The organism is Pseudomonas sp. LBUM1652 (genome assembly GCF_059716105.1).
This window is the reverse complement of record NZ_CP166804.1, coordinates 906,497-921,810: the sequence shown is the minus strand read 5'-3', so window position 1 is coordinate 921,810 and position 15,314 is coordinate 906,497. Positions and strand designations below refer to the sequence as shown.

12 protein-coding genes and 3 tRNA genes are annotated in these 15,314 nt (G+C 58.1%); 1 reads left to right on the top strand and 14 read right to left on the bottom strand.

Annotated elements, in window-relative coordinates:
- Positions 1-606: 606 nt before the first annotated feature.
- The 3 genes from ampE to ACA069_RS04045 all read right to left on the bottom strand — a co-directional run bounded on the left by ampE (position 607) and on the right by ACA069_RS04045 (position 4,251).
- Positions 607-1,446 (bottom strand): regulatory signaling modulator protein AmpE, encoded by an 840-nt coding sequence (gene ampE, locus ACA069_RS04055; RefSeq protein WP_489879257.1) that lies wholly within the window; start codon positions 1,444-1,446, stop codon positions 607-609.
- Positions 1,443-2,003: a 1,6-anhydro-N-acetylmuramyl-L-alanine amidase AmpD gene (gene ampD / locus ACA069_RS04050; protein ID WP_187676726.1), complete on the bottom strand. Its 561-nt coding sequence runs from the start codon at positions 2,001-2,003 to the stop codon at positions 1,443-1,445. The genes ampE and ampD overlap by 4 nt, the downstream gene beginning before the upstream one ends.
- Positions 2,004-2,067: 64 nt before the next feature.
- Positions 2,068-4,251: a DUF1631 domain-containing protein gene (locus ACA069_RS04045; protein WP_497616398.1), complete on the bottom strand. Its 2,184-nt coding sequence runs from the start codon at positions 4,249-4,251 to the stop codon at positions 2,068-2,070.
- A gap of 279 nt (positions 4,252-4,530) precedes the next feature.
- On the opposite strand from ACA069_RS04045, the gene nadC reads away from it, so the two are divergent.
- On the top strand, positions 4,531-5,379 hold the full coding sequence (nadC, locus tag ACA069_RS04040) for a carboxylating nicotinate-nucleotide diphosphorylase (RefSeq protein WP_489879259.1): 849 nt from the start codon (positions 4,531-4,533) through the stop codon (positions 5,377-5,379).
- 51 nt (positions 5,380-5,430) lie between these two features.
- On the opposite strand, the gene ACA069_RS04035 is transcribed toward nadC, so the two are convergent.
- The 11 genes from ACA069_RS04035 to ACA069_RS03985 all read right to left on the bottom strand — a co-directional run bounded on the left by ACA069_RS04035 (position 5,431) and on the right by ACA069_RS03985 (position 15,310).
- Complete coding sequence (locus ACA069_RS04035) at positions 5,431-5,736, bottom strand: DUF6388 family protein (protein ID WP_497616396.1); 306 nt, start codon at positions 5,734-5,736, stop codon at positions 5,431-5,433.
- A 229-nt stretch (positions 5,737-5,965) separates the two neighbouring features.
- A tRNA-Thr gene (locus ACA069_RS04030) sits at positions 5,966-6,041 on the bottom strand.
- A gap of 131 nt (positions 6,042-6,172) precedes the next feature.
- Positions 6,173-8,278 carry a polyribonucleotide nucleotidyltransferase gene (gene pnp, locus ACA069_RS04025; protein WP_187676722.1) on the bottom strand — a complete coding sequence of 702 codons (2,106 nt, stop codon included), beginning with the start codon at positions 8,276-8,278 and terminating at the stop codon, positions 6,173-6,175.
- A gap of 194 nt (positions 8,279-8,472) precedes the next feature.
- A complete protein-coding gene (gene rpsO, locus ACA069_RS04020) occupies positions 8,473-8,742 on the bottom strand; it encodes a 30S ribosomal protein S15 (protein ID WP_003177875.1) in 270 nt (89 codons plus the stop codon).
- A gap of 142 nt (positions 8,743-8,884) precedes the next feature.
- On the bottom strand, positions 8,885-9,802 hold the full coding sequence (gene truB, locus ACA069_RS04015) for a tRNA pseudouridine(55) synthase TruB (RefSeq protein WP_187676721.1): 918 nt from the start codon (positions 9,800-9,802) through the stop codon (positions 8,885-8,887).
- Positions 9,803-9,806: 4 nt separating this feature from the next.
- Positions 9,807-10,208: a 30S ribosome-binding factor RbfA gene (gene rbfA / locus ACA069_RS04010; RefSeq protein ID WP_095191053.1), complete on the bottom strand. Its 402-nt coding sequence runs from the start codon at positions 10,206-10,208 to the stop codon at positions 9,807-9,809.
- A gap of 159 nt (positions 10,209-10,367) precedes the next feature.
- Entirely contained in the window at positions 10,368-12,896 is a 2,529-nt protein-coding gene (gene infB, locus ACA069_RS04005; protein WP_187676720.1) for a translation initiation factor IF-2, read from the bottom strand.
- A 27-nt stretch (positions 12,897-12,923) separates the two neighbouring features.
- Positions 12,924-14,405 (bottom strand): transcription termination factor NusA, encoded by a 1,482-nt coding sequence (gene nusA, locus ACA069_RS04000; RefSeq protein WP_187676719.1) that lies wholly within the window; start codon positions 14,403-14,405, stop codon positions 12,924-12,926.
- Between the two features lie 47 nt (positions 14,406-14,452).
- Positions 14,453-14,911 carry a ribosome maturation factor RimP gene (gene rimP / locus ACA069_RS03995; RefSeq protein ID WP_305441326.1) on the bottom strand — a complete coding sequence of 153 codons (459 nt, stop codon included), beginning with the start codon at positions 14,909-14,911 and terminating at the stop codon, positions 14,453-14,455.
- 139 nt (positions 14,912-15,050) lie between these two features.
- Positions 15,051-15,127, bottom strand: a tRNA-Met gene (locus ACA069_RS03990).
- A 97-nt stretch (positions 15,128-15,224) separates the two neighbouring features.
- A tRNA-Leu gene (locus ACA069_RS03985) sits at positions 15,225-15,310 on the bottom strand.
- Between the last annotated feature and the right edge of the window lie 4 nt (positions 15,311-15,314).

Sequence of the window (15,314 nt, the reverse complement as noted above, 5' to 3'; positions counted from 1 at the left end):
ACTTTTGCTTTGCAGGGAGTTTTCCGCTTGCTGGGCTTTGAACGCGGCAATCATTTCATCGCGTTTACCGTCAAACACTTTGATCTGCTCAGGATCGACGGTCATTGCCGTCAGCCCTTGCAGGCGCGCCAGAACAGCTTGTTCGAGGGTGGTGATCTGCGCTTCGACATTGCCAGCCTTGCCGGACTGGCCGAGGGTGACGTTGATCTGCACCAGGTTGTTGAGGGTTTCCAGATCCCGACGCAGGCTCAGGCTGCTGCCCAGCAGTTCGAGGCTTTGCAGCTCGACGCGGGTGCCCTGAAATTCGCGATAGGAATCGCGCACCAGATAGAAATTGGTCACCAGCATCGGCACCAGGAACAGCACGCTGATCAGGCTGAACTTCATGCCGAAGCTCAGACGGTTCATCAGCGAGACGGCGGGATAGAGCAAGCTCTTCACTGGAAGTCTCCCTTGGTTTTTCTTGTTTTTATTGGCAGGCGCGCAGAGACAGCAGATAGCCACCATCGGGCGCTATCTCTGTATAGCTCAAATCGGAGGGAGGTTTTGTAACTTAAGGTTAACGGTGGCGTGTGCCGAGGGAGTTTGCTCCCTCGGCACCATCAATCAGTGAATCAGCACCGTCCACAAGGCAAACCCGGCATACCACAGCACCGCCGCGCGCAGCAGCAATTCCCACAGGCAATCGAGGGTGTTGATGCCTTCAGGCCCAACGGCAGGAGCCGGGATCTCCCCCGCTGCCAATCCGACCTTGTTGATCAGTTGCGCAGCACTGATGTTCCAGTTCAGCAACTCATGCAGCATCACTCGGCTGACCGCGACGAAGTTGCCGACCAACGCAAAACTCGCCGCCAGCAAGCGCACAGGCACCCAGTCGAAGGCGTGGCGCAGTTGCGCGGCACGCTCGACCAACGCCGGGTTCTGACCGTGCTCTTCGGCCAGCGCCAACAAGCGATAGGCCAGGGCCGCCACCGGGCCGAGCACGAAATACCAGAAGATCACCGCGAAGAAGCTCTGGTAGGCCTGCCACAACAGATGCCCCTGCACCCGGTCGAGCAATTGCTCGCCGCTGTCGGCACAGATATCCAGATCACGCTTGGCCACATGCGCCGCCGCTTGCAGATCCTCGCGCCGCCAGGCATCGCGGAACGGCCCGAGCCCGCCGAGCAAGTCACCACGCCCCAGGCTGTAAATCACCACCAGCAAATGCACCGGCAGGGCCAGCAGGCCGTATGCCACGGGTTCCAGCACAACCAGCAACAGACCCAGCAACGCCAACGGCAGCAACACCAGAATCGTCAGCACCAGCCAGGGCTGTTTGGCCAGACGCTCGCTGCTTTCGAGTTTGTTCAGTTCGCGGATCCATCCGCCATCGCGTTGAACCCGATGGCGCAAGGCCGAGAATTTCTCGATCCAGACCGCCAGCAGTAACACCAGAAAACTCATTGTCCTTCCTCTTGTGCCAGGGCCGCGCGGTAACGCGCCCAGTCGAATGCCGGGCCAGGATCGGTCTTGCGCCCGGGTGCAATGTCGCTGTGTCCGCAAATACGTGCGCCGGTGATGGCCGGAAATGCGCTTTGCAACTGGCGGGTCAGCACGGTCAGCGCCTGATACTGCGCGTCGGTGAACGGCAGATCATCGGTGCCTTCAAGCTCGATGCCCACAGAAAAATCGTTACAGGTTTCGCGCCCCTCGAACATCGACACGCCCGCATGCCACGCCCGCTCAAGACAGGAGACAAACTGGGTGACCTTGCCGTCACGTTCGATCAGAAAATGCGCAGAGACCCGCAGGTCGGCAATCCCTGCAAAGTAGGGATGTTCGGTGACATCCAGACGATTCTGGAAAAATTCCTGCACCTTGCCGGTGGCGAACTGCGCTGGTGGCAGGCTGATGTTGTGGATCACCAACAGGGAAATTTCGCCCGCAGGGCGTTCATTGAAGTTGGGCGATGGGCAGGCCTGCACCCCGTGACACCACCCGCTAGCGGGATCCAACTGCATACCGATTCCTTCAACGCCGACTGTGTTGGCGCCCAGTATGCCGTGATCGGCCCCCGGCGCGCGATCACTTGGCGCGATTGAGTCGTCGCAGATTGCCGAGCACCGACTCCAGCGCGCGGTCGAACAGCAGGGTGTCATCGAGCGCGCGTACCGCACCGCGCTGGAATTCAAGGGCCAATCCGATGCGGCTGCGCTCCAGCACTTTCATCCCGGTGCGGTCGACAAAGACGTATTTGTCGGTGACGTCGATGATCGCCGCGAGTTTGCAGCGCAGGGTGTGTTCATCTTCTTCCTGAAACACTACCCAACTGCCCATACGCAGTTGATCGACCTGTTGCAGGCCTGCTTCGTCGCGGGACGAGCGCGCCGATGCCAGCGCCATCACGCCTTCATCTGAGGTTTGCAACCGGATCTGCTGCGACACCTCGATCAGCGCCGGCGCCGCTTCATCGGCCACAGTTGAAGGTTCAAGCACCCGTACGTGAAGCGCTTCCAGCTCGCTGAAGAATTCGCTGGTGGCAAACGGATCGAATGCCGATCTGCTCAAACCATCACGCAGCGATTTCAGCAACCCCGGTACCAGCGCCAACAAACGCATGCCGGACTCGGTATCGTCATGACGCTGCACACTCCAGATCAGTTGTTCCAGAGTCTGCACATCAGCCTGCCACTCGGCAGACTGCTCGCCATGCTTGAGACCAGTCAGCAGCAGCACTTTGCTCCAGGCGTTCTGGACGAATGTCACCACCGACGGTGGCAGGACTTTGCCCAACAGTGCCTGATTCAAAGCTTGCTCGACCCGTCGACGGGCCAGCTCGGTTTTCGCCCGACCTTCTTCGGCGTCCCGCAGACGCTGTTCGAGCAACTCGCTGCGACGGCGTTCATCACTGGTGAAGGCGAGGAAGTCGGCGAGCAATTCGGAAAAAATCGCCGGATCATCGATAAAGTCTGTGAGCAAGCGCTGCACCACCTGCTCGATTCGCAGGTACAAGCTGTCACGCGTCTCACCGTCGCAATCACCCCAACCCATCGCCGCTTCGGCAATTTCATTGAGCAAGCGACGCGCCGGATGGCTGCTGCGACTGAAGAAACTCTTGTCGAGCACCGCCACCTTGAGCATCGGAATCTGCAAACGGGCGATCAGTGCCTTGAGCGAGTCCGGGACATTGCGATCGTCAAGAATGCAGTCGAACACCATGGCAATCAGGTTGATCACGTCTTCATCAGCGCCGCCGACGATCCGCGATTTGCCACTTTTGACGCTGACCCGCGTAAGCAGTTGTTCAAGTTGGTTACGCAGGTCGAAGTCGTCCTGTGAAGCAAGCGCCGGCACATATTGCTGCAAGTGCGAGAGCAGGCGCAGCAGGTCGCGGGTGGAGATGGGTTGAGCCGCAGCGCTCGACTCCAGAATCGGCGCAACGCTGCCGCGCACGTGCAACAGCAACTCCTGCAACGCGGCAAAGACTTCCTGCACACCTTCGTCTGCTGGCGGCGGATCGTTACTTTCTTCGCTGTTCACGTCGGCCACTGCGCGATCGATAGCGCGGCGCGCGGGCACCGGTTTCAATTCGGGCAACACGCCGGTGGCGCTGAGCAACTGATTGGCTTCGGCATACAACTGTTCGGTGTCCGCCAATACATAGCGTTCGAACAGTTTGAGCAGGATCAGCTTGACCTTGATCTCCACGCCCAGGTTGCGCCCGGCCTGAAGGAAATATTCACAGAGCAGCGCCGGACCGAGCGGGTTGTGCTGGTCGTGGAGGGGATTGCCGAGCAATGCACTGAGACGCGCGGTCAGTTGATCGAGCGCGAAGCCATCACGCTTGAGCACGCGGCCGACCATGGTCTCTACGGCCACATTGCGCTCCATGTCATCGGTGCGCGGCGCGGATTCTTCGTATAGCAAAGTGCGCGGAAGCGCGTTGTGCGCAGAATCGTTTTGAGTGAGGCCGACAAAAGCCTCGAAGAACTGCTCAAGAAAGCCGCGCTCGATGTTTTTGCGCTTGAGGCGCAGGTCGCGCATGGCTTCGAAGAAAATGTTCTGTTCGACGTCGTTGCGCGCCCGGTCGGCCATTTCGAACAGGGTGTCGTCGGCGTTGTCGAACAGCTCCTGCAGACCGTGGCGCAATTGCTGAGCAGCCTTGTCGCGAACCTGAAGCAGAATCACAGGCAGGCGGGCGAGCGGCGAATGATTCGCCTGATCGGTAGCGGCCTTGTGCAAAGGCACTACTTTCCCGTCTTTGTGCATCCAAGCCTCCTGAAACGGTGATTCTTTCGTTGATCAGCAACATCGATGGCAACGTCAAAGCTATGACGTCAAACGCAAGGCGAATTATCTTGCAAAAGTTATCCCCGGCGCCATAGGCGTCAGGGTTTCCCCTATGCCCCGGACACCTTCCACTGACCACGTGCGAACACTGTTTGCTCAAAGAAAATCGACCAAATGCAATCAAGCAGGCGAGTTATCGCCTTGGGTTGGCTCGTGCCATGCCCCTATAATCGAATCACTTTGTTTGTGGAGCCCGTTATGCCGAATCTACGTCTCGCCGATTTGACCGCCGAAATCGAAGCCAACGTGCGCCGTGCGTTGCTCGAAGACATCGGCAGCGGCGACATCACCGCGCAACTGATCCCGGCCGAACGCCTGGCCAAAGCCACCATCATCACGCGCGACGACGCCGTCATCTGCGGCACTGCTTGGGTAGATACGGTGTTTCGCCAGCTCGATCCGCGTGTGGCGGTGCATTGGCAAGTGGTCGATGGCGAGCGGGTCAAACCCAATCAGCCACTGTTTCACCTGGAAGGCCCGGCCCGTTCGCTGTTGACCGGTGAACGCAGCGCCCTGAACTTCCTGCAATTACTCTCGGGCGTGGCAACCCGCGCGCAGTATCTGGCGGACTTCGTCGCCGAAACCCAGGTCAAGCTGCTCGACACCCGCAAGACCCTGCCAGGCCTGCGTCTGGCGCAGAAATACGCCGTGACCTGCGGTGGCTGCCACAACCATCGCATCGGCCTGTACGACGCGTTTCTGATCAAGGAAAACCACATCGCTGCCAGCGGTGGCATTGCGCAAGCCATTGAAGCCGCGCACAGGATTGCCCCGGGTAAACCGGTGGAAATCGAAGTGGAAAGCCTGGATGAGCTGAAAGAAGCTCTGGCGGCCGGCGCCGACATCATCATGCTCGACGAACTGAGCCTGGACGACATGCGCGAAGCGGTGCGCCTGAACGGCGGCAAGGCCAAACTGGAAGCCAGCGGCGGGATCAACGAAAGCACACTGTTGCCGATCGCCGAAACCGGAGTGGATTACATCTCGATTGGTGCGATGACCAAGGATGTGAAGGCGGTGGATCTGTCGATGCGTCTGAGCCTCTGAAGACTGCACGCCATAAAAAACGCCAGCCTGGTTGAGGCTGGCGTTTTTTTTTCAAACCACCAGATTGTTCATCTCGCAGTACTCTTCCCACTCGACGCCCAGTACGTCGGCAGCCTCTTTGTGCAATACGAGACGCTGAGCCTCGAACTCTTCAGGCGTGCTGGTGTACTTGAGCGTCAGTTCCCACGGCTGCAAACCCTGGGCCTCGGCTTCATCTTCGAATGCCCACTGGATCTGGTCTTTCTGATCATCGGCACTCAAGTCTTTGATCTCTGCAGCCAACTGAGGCGACTCCAGGAGATACTTTTTGAGTGCTTCTTCGTGTGTTGCTTCTTGGGTCAATTCTTTCGCGGTCATGGCGTTCTCGCTGATCTTAGGAATGGAAGATGGATCTGGATCATCAAGGATCTCTCTGACGCGGTTAGCCCGGCCTTCGGAACCATTCGGGATCATCTGAAAACTGCTAAGCGATGCTCATGCAGGCACCGAATATAGGACGTTTGCATGACGAATTACACGGCTCTTTACATCTCTTGCACAAAAAGCTGACCTGCGGAACATGAATCGGAGGGTGAAATTGCGGAGGTGGTGCCCGAGACAGGAATCGAACCTGCGACCTTCGCGTTACGAGTGCGCTGCTCTACCGGCTGAGCTACACGGGCGGTGGGCTAAACCTAGCACCGGTCCTGGACTCCGGCAACTTGACTGGGGCACTGTTGCTTTACAGCAGACAAAAAAATGCCCCACCGTTTCCACGGTGGGGCATTTTTATTGCGCTAAAGCGTTCGGGTGATTAAACGCCCGAAGCCTTGGCCGCTGCCACGTCTTTGATGGACAGCTTGATACGGCCGCGGTTGTCCACGTCCAGTACCAGCACTTCCACTTCCTGGCCTTCTTTCAGGATGTCGGTCACTTTCTCAACACGAGCGTCGCTCAGCATCGAGATGTGAACCAGACCGTCCTTGCCCGGCAGGATGTTGACGAATGCGCCGAAGTCGACGATGCGCTCAACCTTGCCGACGTAGATCTTGCCGATCTCGGCTTCAGCAGTGATACCCAGAACGCGCTGACGAGCTGCTTCAGCCGCTTCCTTGGTTTCGCCGAAGATCTTGATCGAACCGTCGTCTTCGATGTCGATCGAAGCCTTGGTTTCTTCGCAGATCGCACGGATGGTCGCGCCACCTTTACCGATAACGTCACGGATCTTGTCGGTGTCGATCTTCATCGCGATCATGGTCGGAGCGTTGGCCGACAGTTCGGTACGCGACTGGCCGATGATCTGGTTCATCTGACCGAGGATGTTCAGGCGCGCTTCCAGGGCTTGGCCCAGAGCGATTTCCATGATCTCTTCGGTGATGCCCTTGATCTTGATGTCCATCTGCAGCGCGGTCACGCCTTTGGCGGTACCGGCTACTTTGAAGTCCATGTCGCCCAAGTGGTCTTCGTCGCCGAGGATGTCGGTCAGGACTGCGAACTTGTCGCCTTCCTTAACCAGACCCATCGCGATACCGGCAACCGGTGCCTTCATCGGTACGCCAGCGTCCATCAGGGCCAGGGACGCGCCGCAAACGGAAGCCATCGAGCTCGAACCGTTCGATTCGGTGATTTCCGAAACCACGCGGATGGTGTACGGGAACACGTCAGCGGCAGGCAACATGGCCGAAACCGAACGACGGGCCAGACGGCCGTGACCGATTTCACGGCGACCAGCACCACCCATGCGACCACACTCGCCCACCGAGAACGGAGGGAAGTTGTAGTGCAGCATGAACGGGTCTTTTTTCTCGCCTTCCAGGGTGTCCAGCAACTGTGCGTCACGGGCGGTGCCCAGAGTCGCGACTACCAGAGCCTGGGTTTCGCCACGGGTGAACAGGGCCGAACCGTGAGTCTTCGGCAGAACGCCGACTTCGATGTTCAGCGGACGTACAGTGCGGGTGTCGCGGCCGTCGATACGTGGCTTGCCGTTTACGATGTTTTCGCGAACGGTGCGGTATTCGATTTCGCCGAATGCAGCTTTGACTTCGCTGGACGAAGGCTGGCCTTCTTCACCGGACAGCTTGGCAACCACCTGATCCTTCAGCTCACCCAGGCGAGCGTAACGGTCGGCCTTGATGGTGATGGTGTAAGCCTGGGAGATCGCTTCGCCGAACTCGGAACGGATTGCGTTCAGCAGTTCGGTAGCTTCTGGCGCAGGAGCCCAGGTCCAGGTTGGCTTGGCAGCTTCAGCAGCCAGTTCTTTAACGGCGTTGATCACAACCTGGAACTCGTCGTGAGCAAACAGTACCGCGCCCAGCATCTGGTCTTCGGTCAGCTCTTTGGCTTCCGATTCAACCATCAGCACAGCGTCGGAAGTACCGGCAACGACCATGTCCAGGCTCGAGGCAGCTTGCTGCTCGTAGGTCGGGTTCAGCAGGTAGCCGGTGCTTTCGTGGAAAGCGACACGAGCGGCGCCGATCGGGCCGTCGAACGGGATACCCGAGATGGCCAGGGCTGCCGAGGTACCGATCATCGCAGCGATGTCCGGATCGGTCTTCTTGCTGGTGGAAACGACGGTGCAGACAACCTGCACTTCGTTCATGAAGCCTTCTGGGAACAGCGGACGGATCGGACGGTCGATCAGTCGGGAAGTCAGGGTTTCTTTCTCGGAGGGACGGCCTTCACGCTTGAAGAAACCGCCAGGGATCTTACCGGCAGCGTAAGTCTTTTCCTGGTAGTGAACGGACAGAGGGAAGAAGCCCTTGCCCGGATCGGCTTGCTTGGCACCAACAACGGTCACCAATACGCTGACGTCGTCGTCAACGGTGACCAATACTGCGCCGGAGGCCTGACGGGCGATACGGCCAGTCTCGAGGGTAACGGTCGACTGACCGAACTGGAATTTTTTGATTACCGGGTTCACGGTGTCCTACCTTCTTTGTGGCTCTTGGGGGAACTGGTTTCTTGCGAAATTCTTGGGCAATGTCGGGAATCGGCCCAACGCCTGTCCAGGGTAAAACGTGTATCCAGATAAAACTTGAGGCTGGGAGCCTGCAAGGCGCCAGCGGTAAACCGCTGACGCCTGACAGACAACCAACCTCATAGCGCAATCGCTGATTAGCGACGCAGACCCAGGCGACCGATCAGAGTCTGGTAACGACCCAGATCCTTGCCTTTCAGGTAGTCCAGCAGCTTACGGCGCTGGTTTACCATGCGGATCAGACCACGACGGGAGTGGTGATCTTTACCGTTGGCCTTGAAGTGACCTTGCAGTTTGTTGATGTTGTGGGTCAGCAGTGCAACTTGCACTTCTGGCGAACCAGTGTCACCAACAGCTTGCTGGTAGTCAGCAACGATTTGAGCTTTTTCTTGAACGTCGAGAGCCATGAGGCAATCCTTTTATCAGGAAACTGTTTCAGGGAAACAGCTTCAACAGGCCAGGGACAAATCCCTGTATCTATAAATGAGTCGTGACCGTGCCTGTTAACAGCCACACTCGCCGACCTGCTGTTACACAGGCCGGTTCCGGTCATTCTGACCGAATCAAGCGACGTGGCGCGATACGCCCGTCTTCGCTCACTTCACCGATACCGATGAAGCGACCATTGTGATCCTGTACCCGCACCATGCCGAACTTCGGAGCATCCGGGGCACGTACCGGCTGGCCGTTGAGCCAGTAGAACGCGCTCGCTTCCGAGAAGTGCAACAGCGGCCAATCCTGCAGGCCGCTGTCCGATGGCATCAGGAAGCGGTCGACCGCTTCGTTGCCGCCTTCGGCATGTACCGCTTCGAGCTCTTCGAGGGTCACGGTCTGCGCCAGGGTGAAAGGCCCGGCCTGGGTACGGCGCAATTCTGCGACGTACGCACCACAACCGAGTTGCTCACCGATATCCTCCACGAGGGTGCGAATATAGGTGCCCTTGCTGCAATCCACCGCAAGTCGCGCAGTATCGCCTTCGAAGGCCAGTAATTCCAAGCGCGCAATAGTAACAGAACGCGGTTCGCGCTCCACTACTTCGCCTGCACGGGCCAGCTTGTACAGCGGCTGGCCATCACGCTTGAGCGCCGAGTACATCGGCGGTATCTGACTGATTTGGCCGCGAAATTTCGGCAAGACAGCCTCGACATCGGCGCGACCAACGGTCACCGGGCGTTCCTGCAAAACCTCACCTTCGGCATCCGCCGTGGTGGTGGTCTTGCCCAGTTGCGCCAGGGTTTCATAAGCCTTGTCGGAATCGAGCAGGTATTGCGAAAACTTGGTCGCTTCGCCGAAGCACAACGGCAACACACCGCTGGCCAGAGGATCGAGACTTCCGGTGTGCCCGGCCTTCTCGGCGTTGAGCAACCAGCGAACCTTCTGCAACGCGGCGTTGGAGGTGAACCCCAGCGGCTTGTCGAGCAGGATGATACCGCTGACGTTACGACGGATACGTTTGACCTGAGCCACCGAATTACTCCTTGGTGTCTTCAGGTTCAGCAACTGCCGGGTGCTGATTGTCTTCAGCAACGGCGCGCTCGATCAGGGCCGACAGGTGCGCACCCCGCACGACGGATTCGTCGTAGTGGAAGTGCAATTGCGGCACGCTTCGCAGCTTCATTTCGCGGGCCAGTTGCATACGCAGGAAACCCGCGGCGGCATTCAGGACCTTGATGCTTTGCGCGATATCTTCAGCATTGTCCTGCCCCATTACGGTGATGAAAATCTTTGCGTGACCGACGTCACGGCTGACTTCCACAGCGGTAATGGTGACCAGGCCGACGCGCGGATCTTTGACTTCACGACGGATCAGCTGGGCCAGCTCACGCTGCATCTGATCGCCGATACGTTGGGTACGGCTGTATTCTTTTGCCATGACTTGTTACCTGTTACTGCCCCACGGTGAAACCCGCAAGGTCTGAAAGCGGCAAACGCCCGGCCTGACAAAAGCCAGACCGGGCGTTGCGTTTAGAGTCCTGACGCCGTGGCGCGCATCTGCATGCGGCGGCTCGACGTGGCCCTTGAAGTGCGCGAGTTAGAGGCTGCGAGCAACCTGAACCTTCTCGAAGACTTCGATCTTGTCACCGACTTTGACGTCGTTGTAGCTCTTCACGCCGATACCGCATTCCATGCCGGCACGTACTTCGGAAGCGTCATCCTTGAAGCGGCGCAGGGATTCCAGCTCGCCTTCGAAGATAACGATGTCTTCACGCAGTACACGGATCGGACGGTTACGGTGCACAACACCTTCGATCACCATGCAGCCTGCGATCGCGCCAAACTTCGGCGAACGGAACACGTCACGCACTTCGGCGATACCCAGGATGTTCTCGCGAACATCGCTGCCGAGCATACCGGTCAGGGCTTTCTTGACGTCTTCGATGATGTCGTAGATCACGTTGTAGTAACGCATATCCAGACCTTCCTGCTCGACGATCTTGCGAGCGCCAGCATCGGCACGCACGTTGAAGCCAAACAGTACAGCGTTGGAAGCCAGTGCCAGGTTAGCGTCGGATTCGGTGATACCACCGACACCGCCGCCGACTACCCGCACTTGCACTTCGTCGTTGCCCAGGCCATTCAGAGCGCCCTGCAAAGCTTCCAGCGAACCACGGACGTCGGATTTGAGGACGATGTTGAGCGTCTTCTTCTCTGCCTGACCCATGTTTTCGAAGATGTTTTCCAGCTTGCCGGCGTGAGCGCGAGCCAGTTTGACTTCGCGGAACTTGCCTTGACGGAACAGAGCCACTTCACGGGCTTTCTTCTCGTCTGCAACTACGCTCATCTCGTCGCCAGCGTCCGGGGTACCGTCCAGGCCGAGGATCTCGACAGGGATGGAAGGACCGGCTTCCTTGATTGGCTTGCCGTTCTCATCGAGCATGGCGCGAACGCGGCCATAGTTCGAACCGACCAGAACCATGTCGCCTTGGCGCAGGGTACCGTCTTGAACCAGAACGGTTGCAACCGGGCCACGACCTTTGTCGAGACGCGATTCAACCACAACACCACGGCCAGGAGCCGATGGGGTCGCTTTCAGTTCGAGAACCTCGGCTTGCAGCAGAACAGCTTCGAGCAGTTCGTCCACGCCAGTACCGACTTTCGCCGAAACCGGTACGAACGGCGTATCACCGCCCCACTCTTCCGACGTCACGCCGTGAACCGACAGCTCACTACGGATGCGATCAAGATCAGCGCCCGGCTTGTCGATCTTGTTCACTGCAACCACCAGTGGAACGCCAGCCGCTACTGCGTGCTGAACAGCTTCAATGGTCTGCGGCATTACGCCGTCATCGGCTGCAACGACCAGAATCACGATGTCGGTCGCCTTGGCACCACGGGCACGCATTGCGGTAAACGCGGCGTGACCCGGGGTGTCGAGGAAAGTGACCATGCCGCGTTCGGTTTCAACGTGGTACGCACCGATGTGCTGGGTGATACCGCCGGCTTCGCCAGCAGCAACCTTGGCACGACGGATGTAGTCGAGCAGCGAGGTCTTACCGTGGTCAACGTGGCCCATTACGGTCACGACTGGTGCACGGGAGAACGACTCACCTTCAAACTTCAGGGACTCGGCCAGGGAATCTTCCAGAGCGGTGTCGCTGACCAAGGTCACTTTGTGGCCCAACTCTTCGGCTACCAGCTGAGCAGTTTCCTGATCAAGCACCTGGTTGATGGTCGCTGGAGTACCCAGTTTGAACATGAACTTGATGATTTCAGCAGCCTTGACCGACATCTGATTGGCGAGATCGCCAACGGTGATGGTCTCGCCGATCTGCACATCACGCACGACAGGGCCGGTTGGGCTCTGGAAACCGTGAGCGTTGCGCTTCTTCAGCTTGGCCTTGCCGCGACCACCACGACGGAAGCCATCGCTTTCTTCGTCGGTAGTACGTGGCGCGACACGTGGTGCTGGCGCTTTCTCTTTGACCGATGCGCGATGCGGAGCGTTTTTACGCTCGCCATCACCACCGCCACTGCGACGATTGTTGTCATCGGCACGTGGTTTGTCCGGACGGCGCTGTTCGTTCTGCTTGTTACGAACGTCAGCAGACGGTGCTGGAGCAGCGGCTACCGGTGCGCTTTCGCGTACTGGCTCAGCAACTGCGGCCGGCGCCGAAGCGGCGTCGTTAGTAGCGGCTTGCGCAGCAGCAGGCTGGCGGCGCGCTTCTTCTTCGGCGCGCTGCTTGGCTTCTTCTTCAGCCTTCTGGCGCGTAGCATTTTCTACTGCGCGACGCTCATCCAGTTCACGCTTGCGCTCGGCTTCGATTTCTTCCGGGCTGCGCTGTACGAAAACTTTCTTTTTGCGAACTTCTACGCTGATGCTTTTGCTACCAGCCACACGCAGGGTGCTGGTGGTTTTACGCTGCAGCGTGATCTTGCGTGGTTCTTCCACTTTCGCCTTGTGACTGCTCTTCAAGTGAGTCAGCAGGGATTGCTTCTCACTGTCAGTCACATTTTCTTCGGCGGCGGTGTGCGGCAGACCTGCCTCACGCATCTGCTGCAACAGGCGCTCTACCGGTGTTTTGACCTCATCGGCCAGTTGTTTCACCGTGACTTGCGTCATGCACTTCTCTCCTCAGGCCGCGCCTAATTACTCGAACCAATGGGCTCGGGCGGCCATGATCAACTTGCCGGCACGATCATCGTCAATGCCGTCGATGTCGAGCAGATCGTCAATAGACTGCTCGGCCAGGTCTTCGCGGGTAATTACGCCGCGCACCGCCAGTTCCATCGCCAAATCCTTGTCCATACCCTCAAGCGAGAGCAGGTCTTCGGCCGGATGGGCGTCTGCCAGCTTTTCCTCAGTAGCGATGGCTTTGGTCAACAAACGATCCTTGGCACGAGCGCGAAGCTCGTTGACGGTGTCTTCGTCAAAGCCGTCGATGTTGAGCATTTCTTCCAACGGTACGTAGGCAATCTCTTCCAGGCTGGTGAAGCCTTCATCTACCAGCACCTGTGCCAGATCTTCGTCGACTTCCAGCTCGTCGATGAAGTTGCGCAGGATGTCGCCGGTTTCTGCTTGCTGCTTAGCCTGGATGTCCGATTCGGTCATCACGTTCAGGGTCCAGCCAGTCAACTGGCTTGCCAGACGCACGTTCTGACCACCACGACCGATGGCCTGAGCCAGATTGTCTGCGCCAACGGCGATGTCCATGGCGTGGGCATCTTCGTCAACGATAATTGCCGCAACCTCGGCCGGGGACATGGCGTTGATTACGAACTGAGCCGGGTTGTCGTCCCACAGGACGATATCAACACGCTCACCGCCCAACTCACCCGACACTGCCTGGACGCGCGAACCGCGCATACCGATGCAAGCGCCCTGCGGGTCAATGCGTTTGTCCTTCGAGCGAACGGCGATCTTGGCGCGCGAACCCGGATCACGGGACGCAGCCATTACTTCGATCAGGCCTTCGGCAATTTCCGGCACTTCGATGCGGAACAGCTCGATCAGCATTTCCGGCGCGGTACGCGACAGGATCAACTGCGGGCCTCGGTTCTCGGTGCGGATTTCCTTGAGCAGCGCACGCAGACGCACGCCGACACGGAAGGTTTCGCGAGAGATGATGTCTTCACGGGCCAGCAACGCTTCAGCGTTATTGCCCAGATCGACGATCACGTTGTCGCGGGTGACTTTCTTCACGGTGCCGGAGATGATTTCTCCCAGGCGCTCGCGATAGGCGTCAACCACTTGAGCGCGCTCGGCTTCACGCACTTTCTGCACGATGACTTGCTTCGCAGTCTGCGCAGCAATGCGGCCGAACTCGATAGAATCGATTTTTTCTTCAACGACGTCGCCAACCTTGGCACCAGGATGCGTTTCGGCAACCTTGGTTGGCCAGGTTTCGATAGCCGGATCGTCGAGATCATTCTCTTCGACGACCGTCCAGCGACGGAAAGTTTCGTAAGAACCGGTGTGGCGGTTAATTTCCACACGCAGGTCAACTTCGTCTTCAAAACGCTTTTTGGTAGCAGTGGCTAGGGCCAGCTCCAGCGCTTCAAAAATTACGCTTGCCGGTACGCCCTTTTCATTGGATACCGACTCAACAACCAGCAGTACTTCTTTGCTCATCGTACGCCTCGCCTTTCGCAAGCCATTGGATCCGCGGGATCCGCGTCTCAGTCAAAACTGGGAATAATGTTGGCCTTGTCGATCATATCGATCGGCAACAGGAACTCATGGTCATCTACCTGCACCACGACGTCCTGCTCTTCTACACCGCGCAGAAGGCCCTGAAAGTTGCGTCGACCTTCAAAAGGCGAGCGCAGCTTGATCTTCACTTGTTCACCGGCAAATTTTGCAAACTGCTCAATAGTGAACAGTGGGCGCTCCATGCCAGGCGAGGAAACTTCGAGGGTGTATTCAACAGAGATCGGATCTTCAACATCCAGAACACCGCTGATCTGACGGCTGACAATGGCGCAATCGTCCACCAGCACGCCACCCTCTTTATCGATATAAACGCGCAACATCGAGTGACGACCTTGAGCCGAAAACTCGATACCCCAGCATTCATAGCCTAGGGCCACGACCACCGGGGCCAGCAAGGCCTGCAACTCTTCTAGCTTGCTCGACACCTGAACCCCCTAGTGCATGATATGTGCATGCTATGCAAAATAAAAAAATGGGCATAACGCCCATCCTTGAAACGCCGTCGAACAGCGGCGTTGAAAGTGTCCAGCTAACAAAAAGCCCCTTAAAAGGGGCTCCTAAAACTGGTTGCGGGGGCCGGATTTGAACCGACGACCTTCGGGTTATGAGCCCGACGAGCTACCAGACTGCTCCACCCCGCGACAAAGCTGGGGCGGAAGTATACGACCGATCCCTTATAGGGTCAATGTAACCTTCCACCTGCAAGAAAGCCCGCAACAGCGGGCTCTCCTGACTAATTGGTACCGAGAAGGGGACTCGAACCCCTACACCCTATGGGCACAACCACCTCAAGGTTGCGTGTCTACCAATTCCACCACCTCGGCAAAA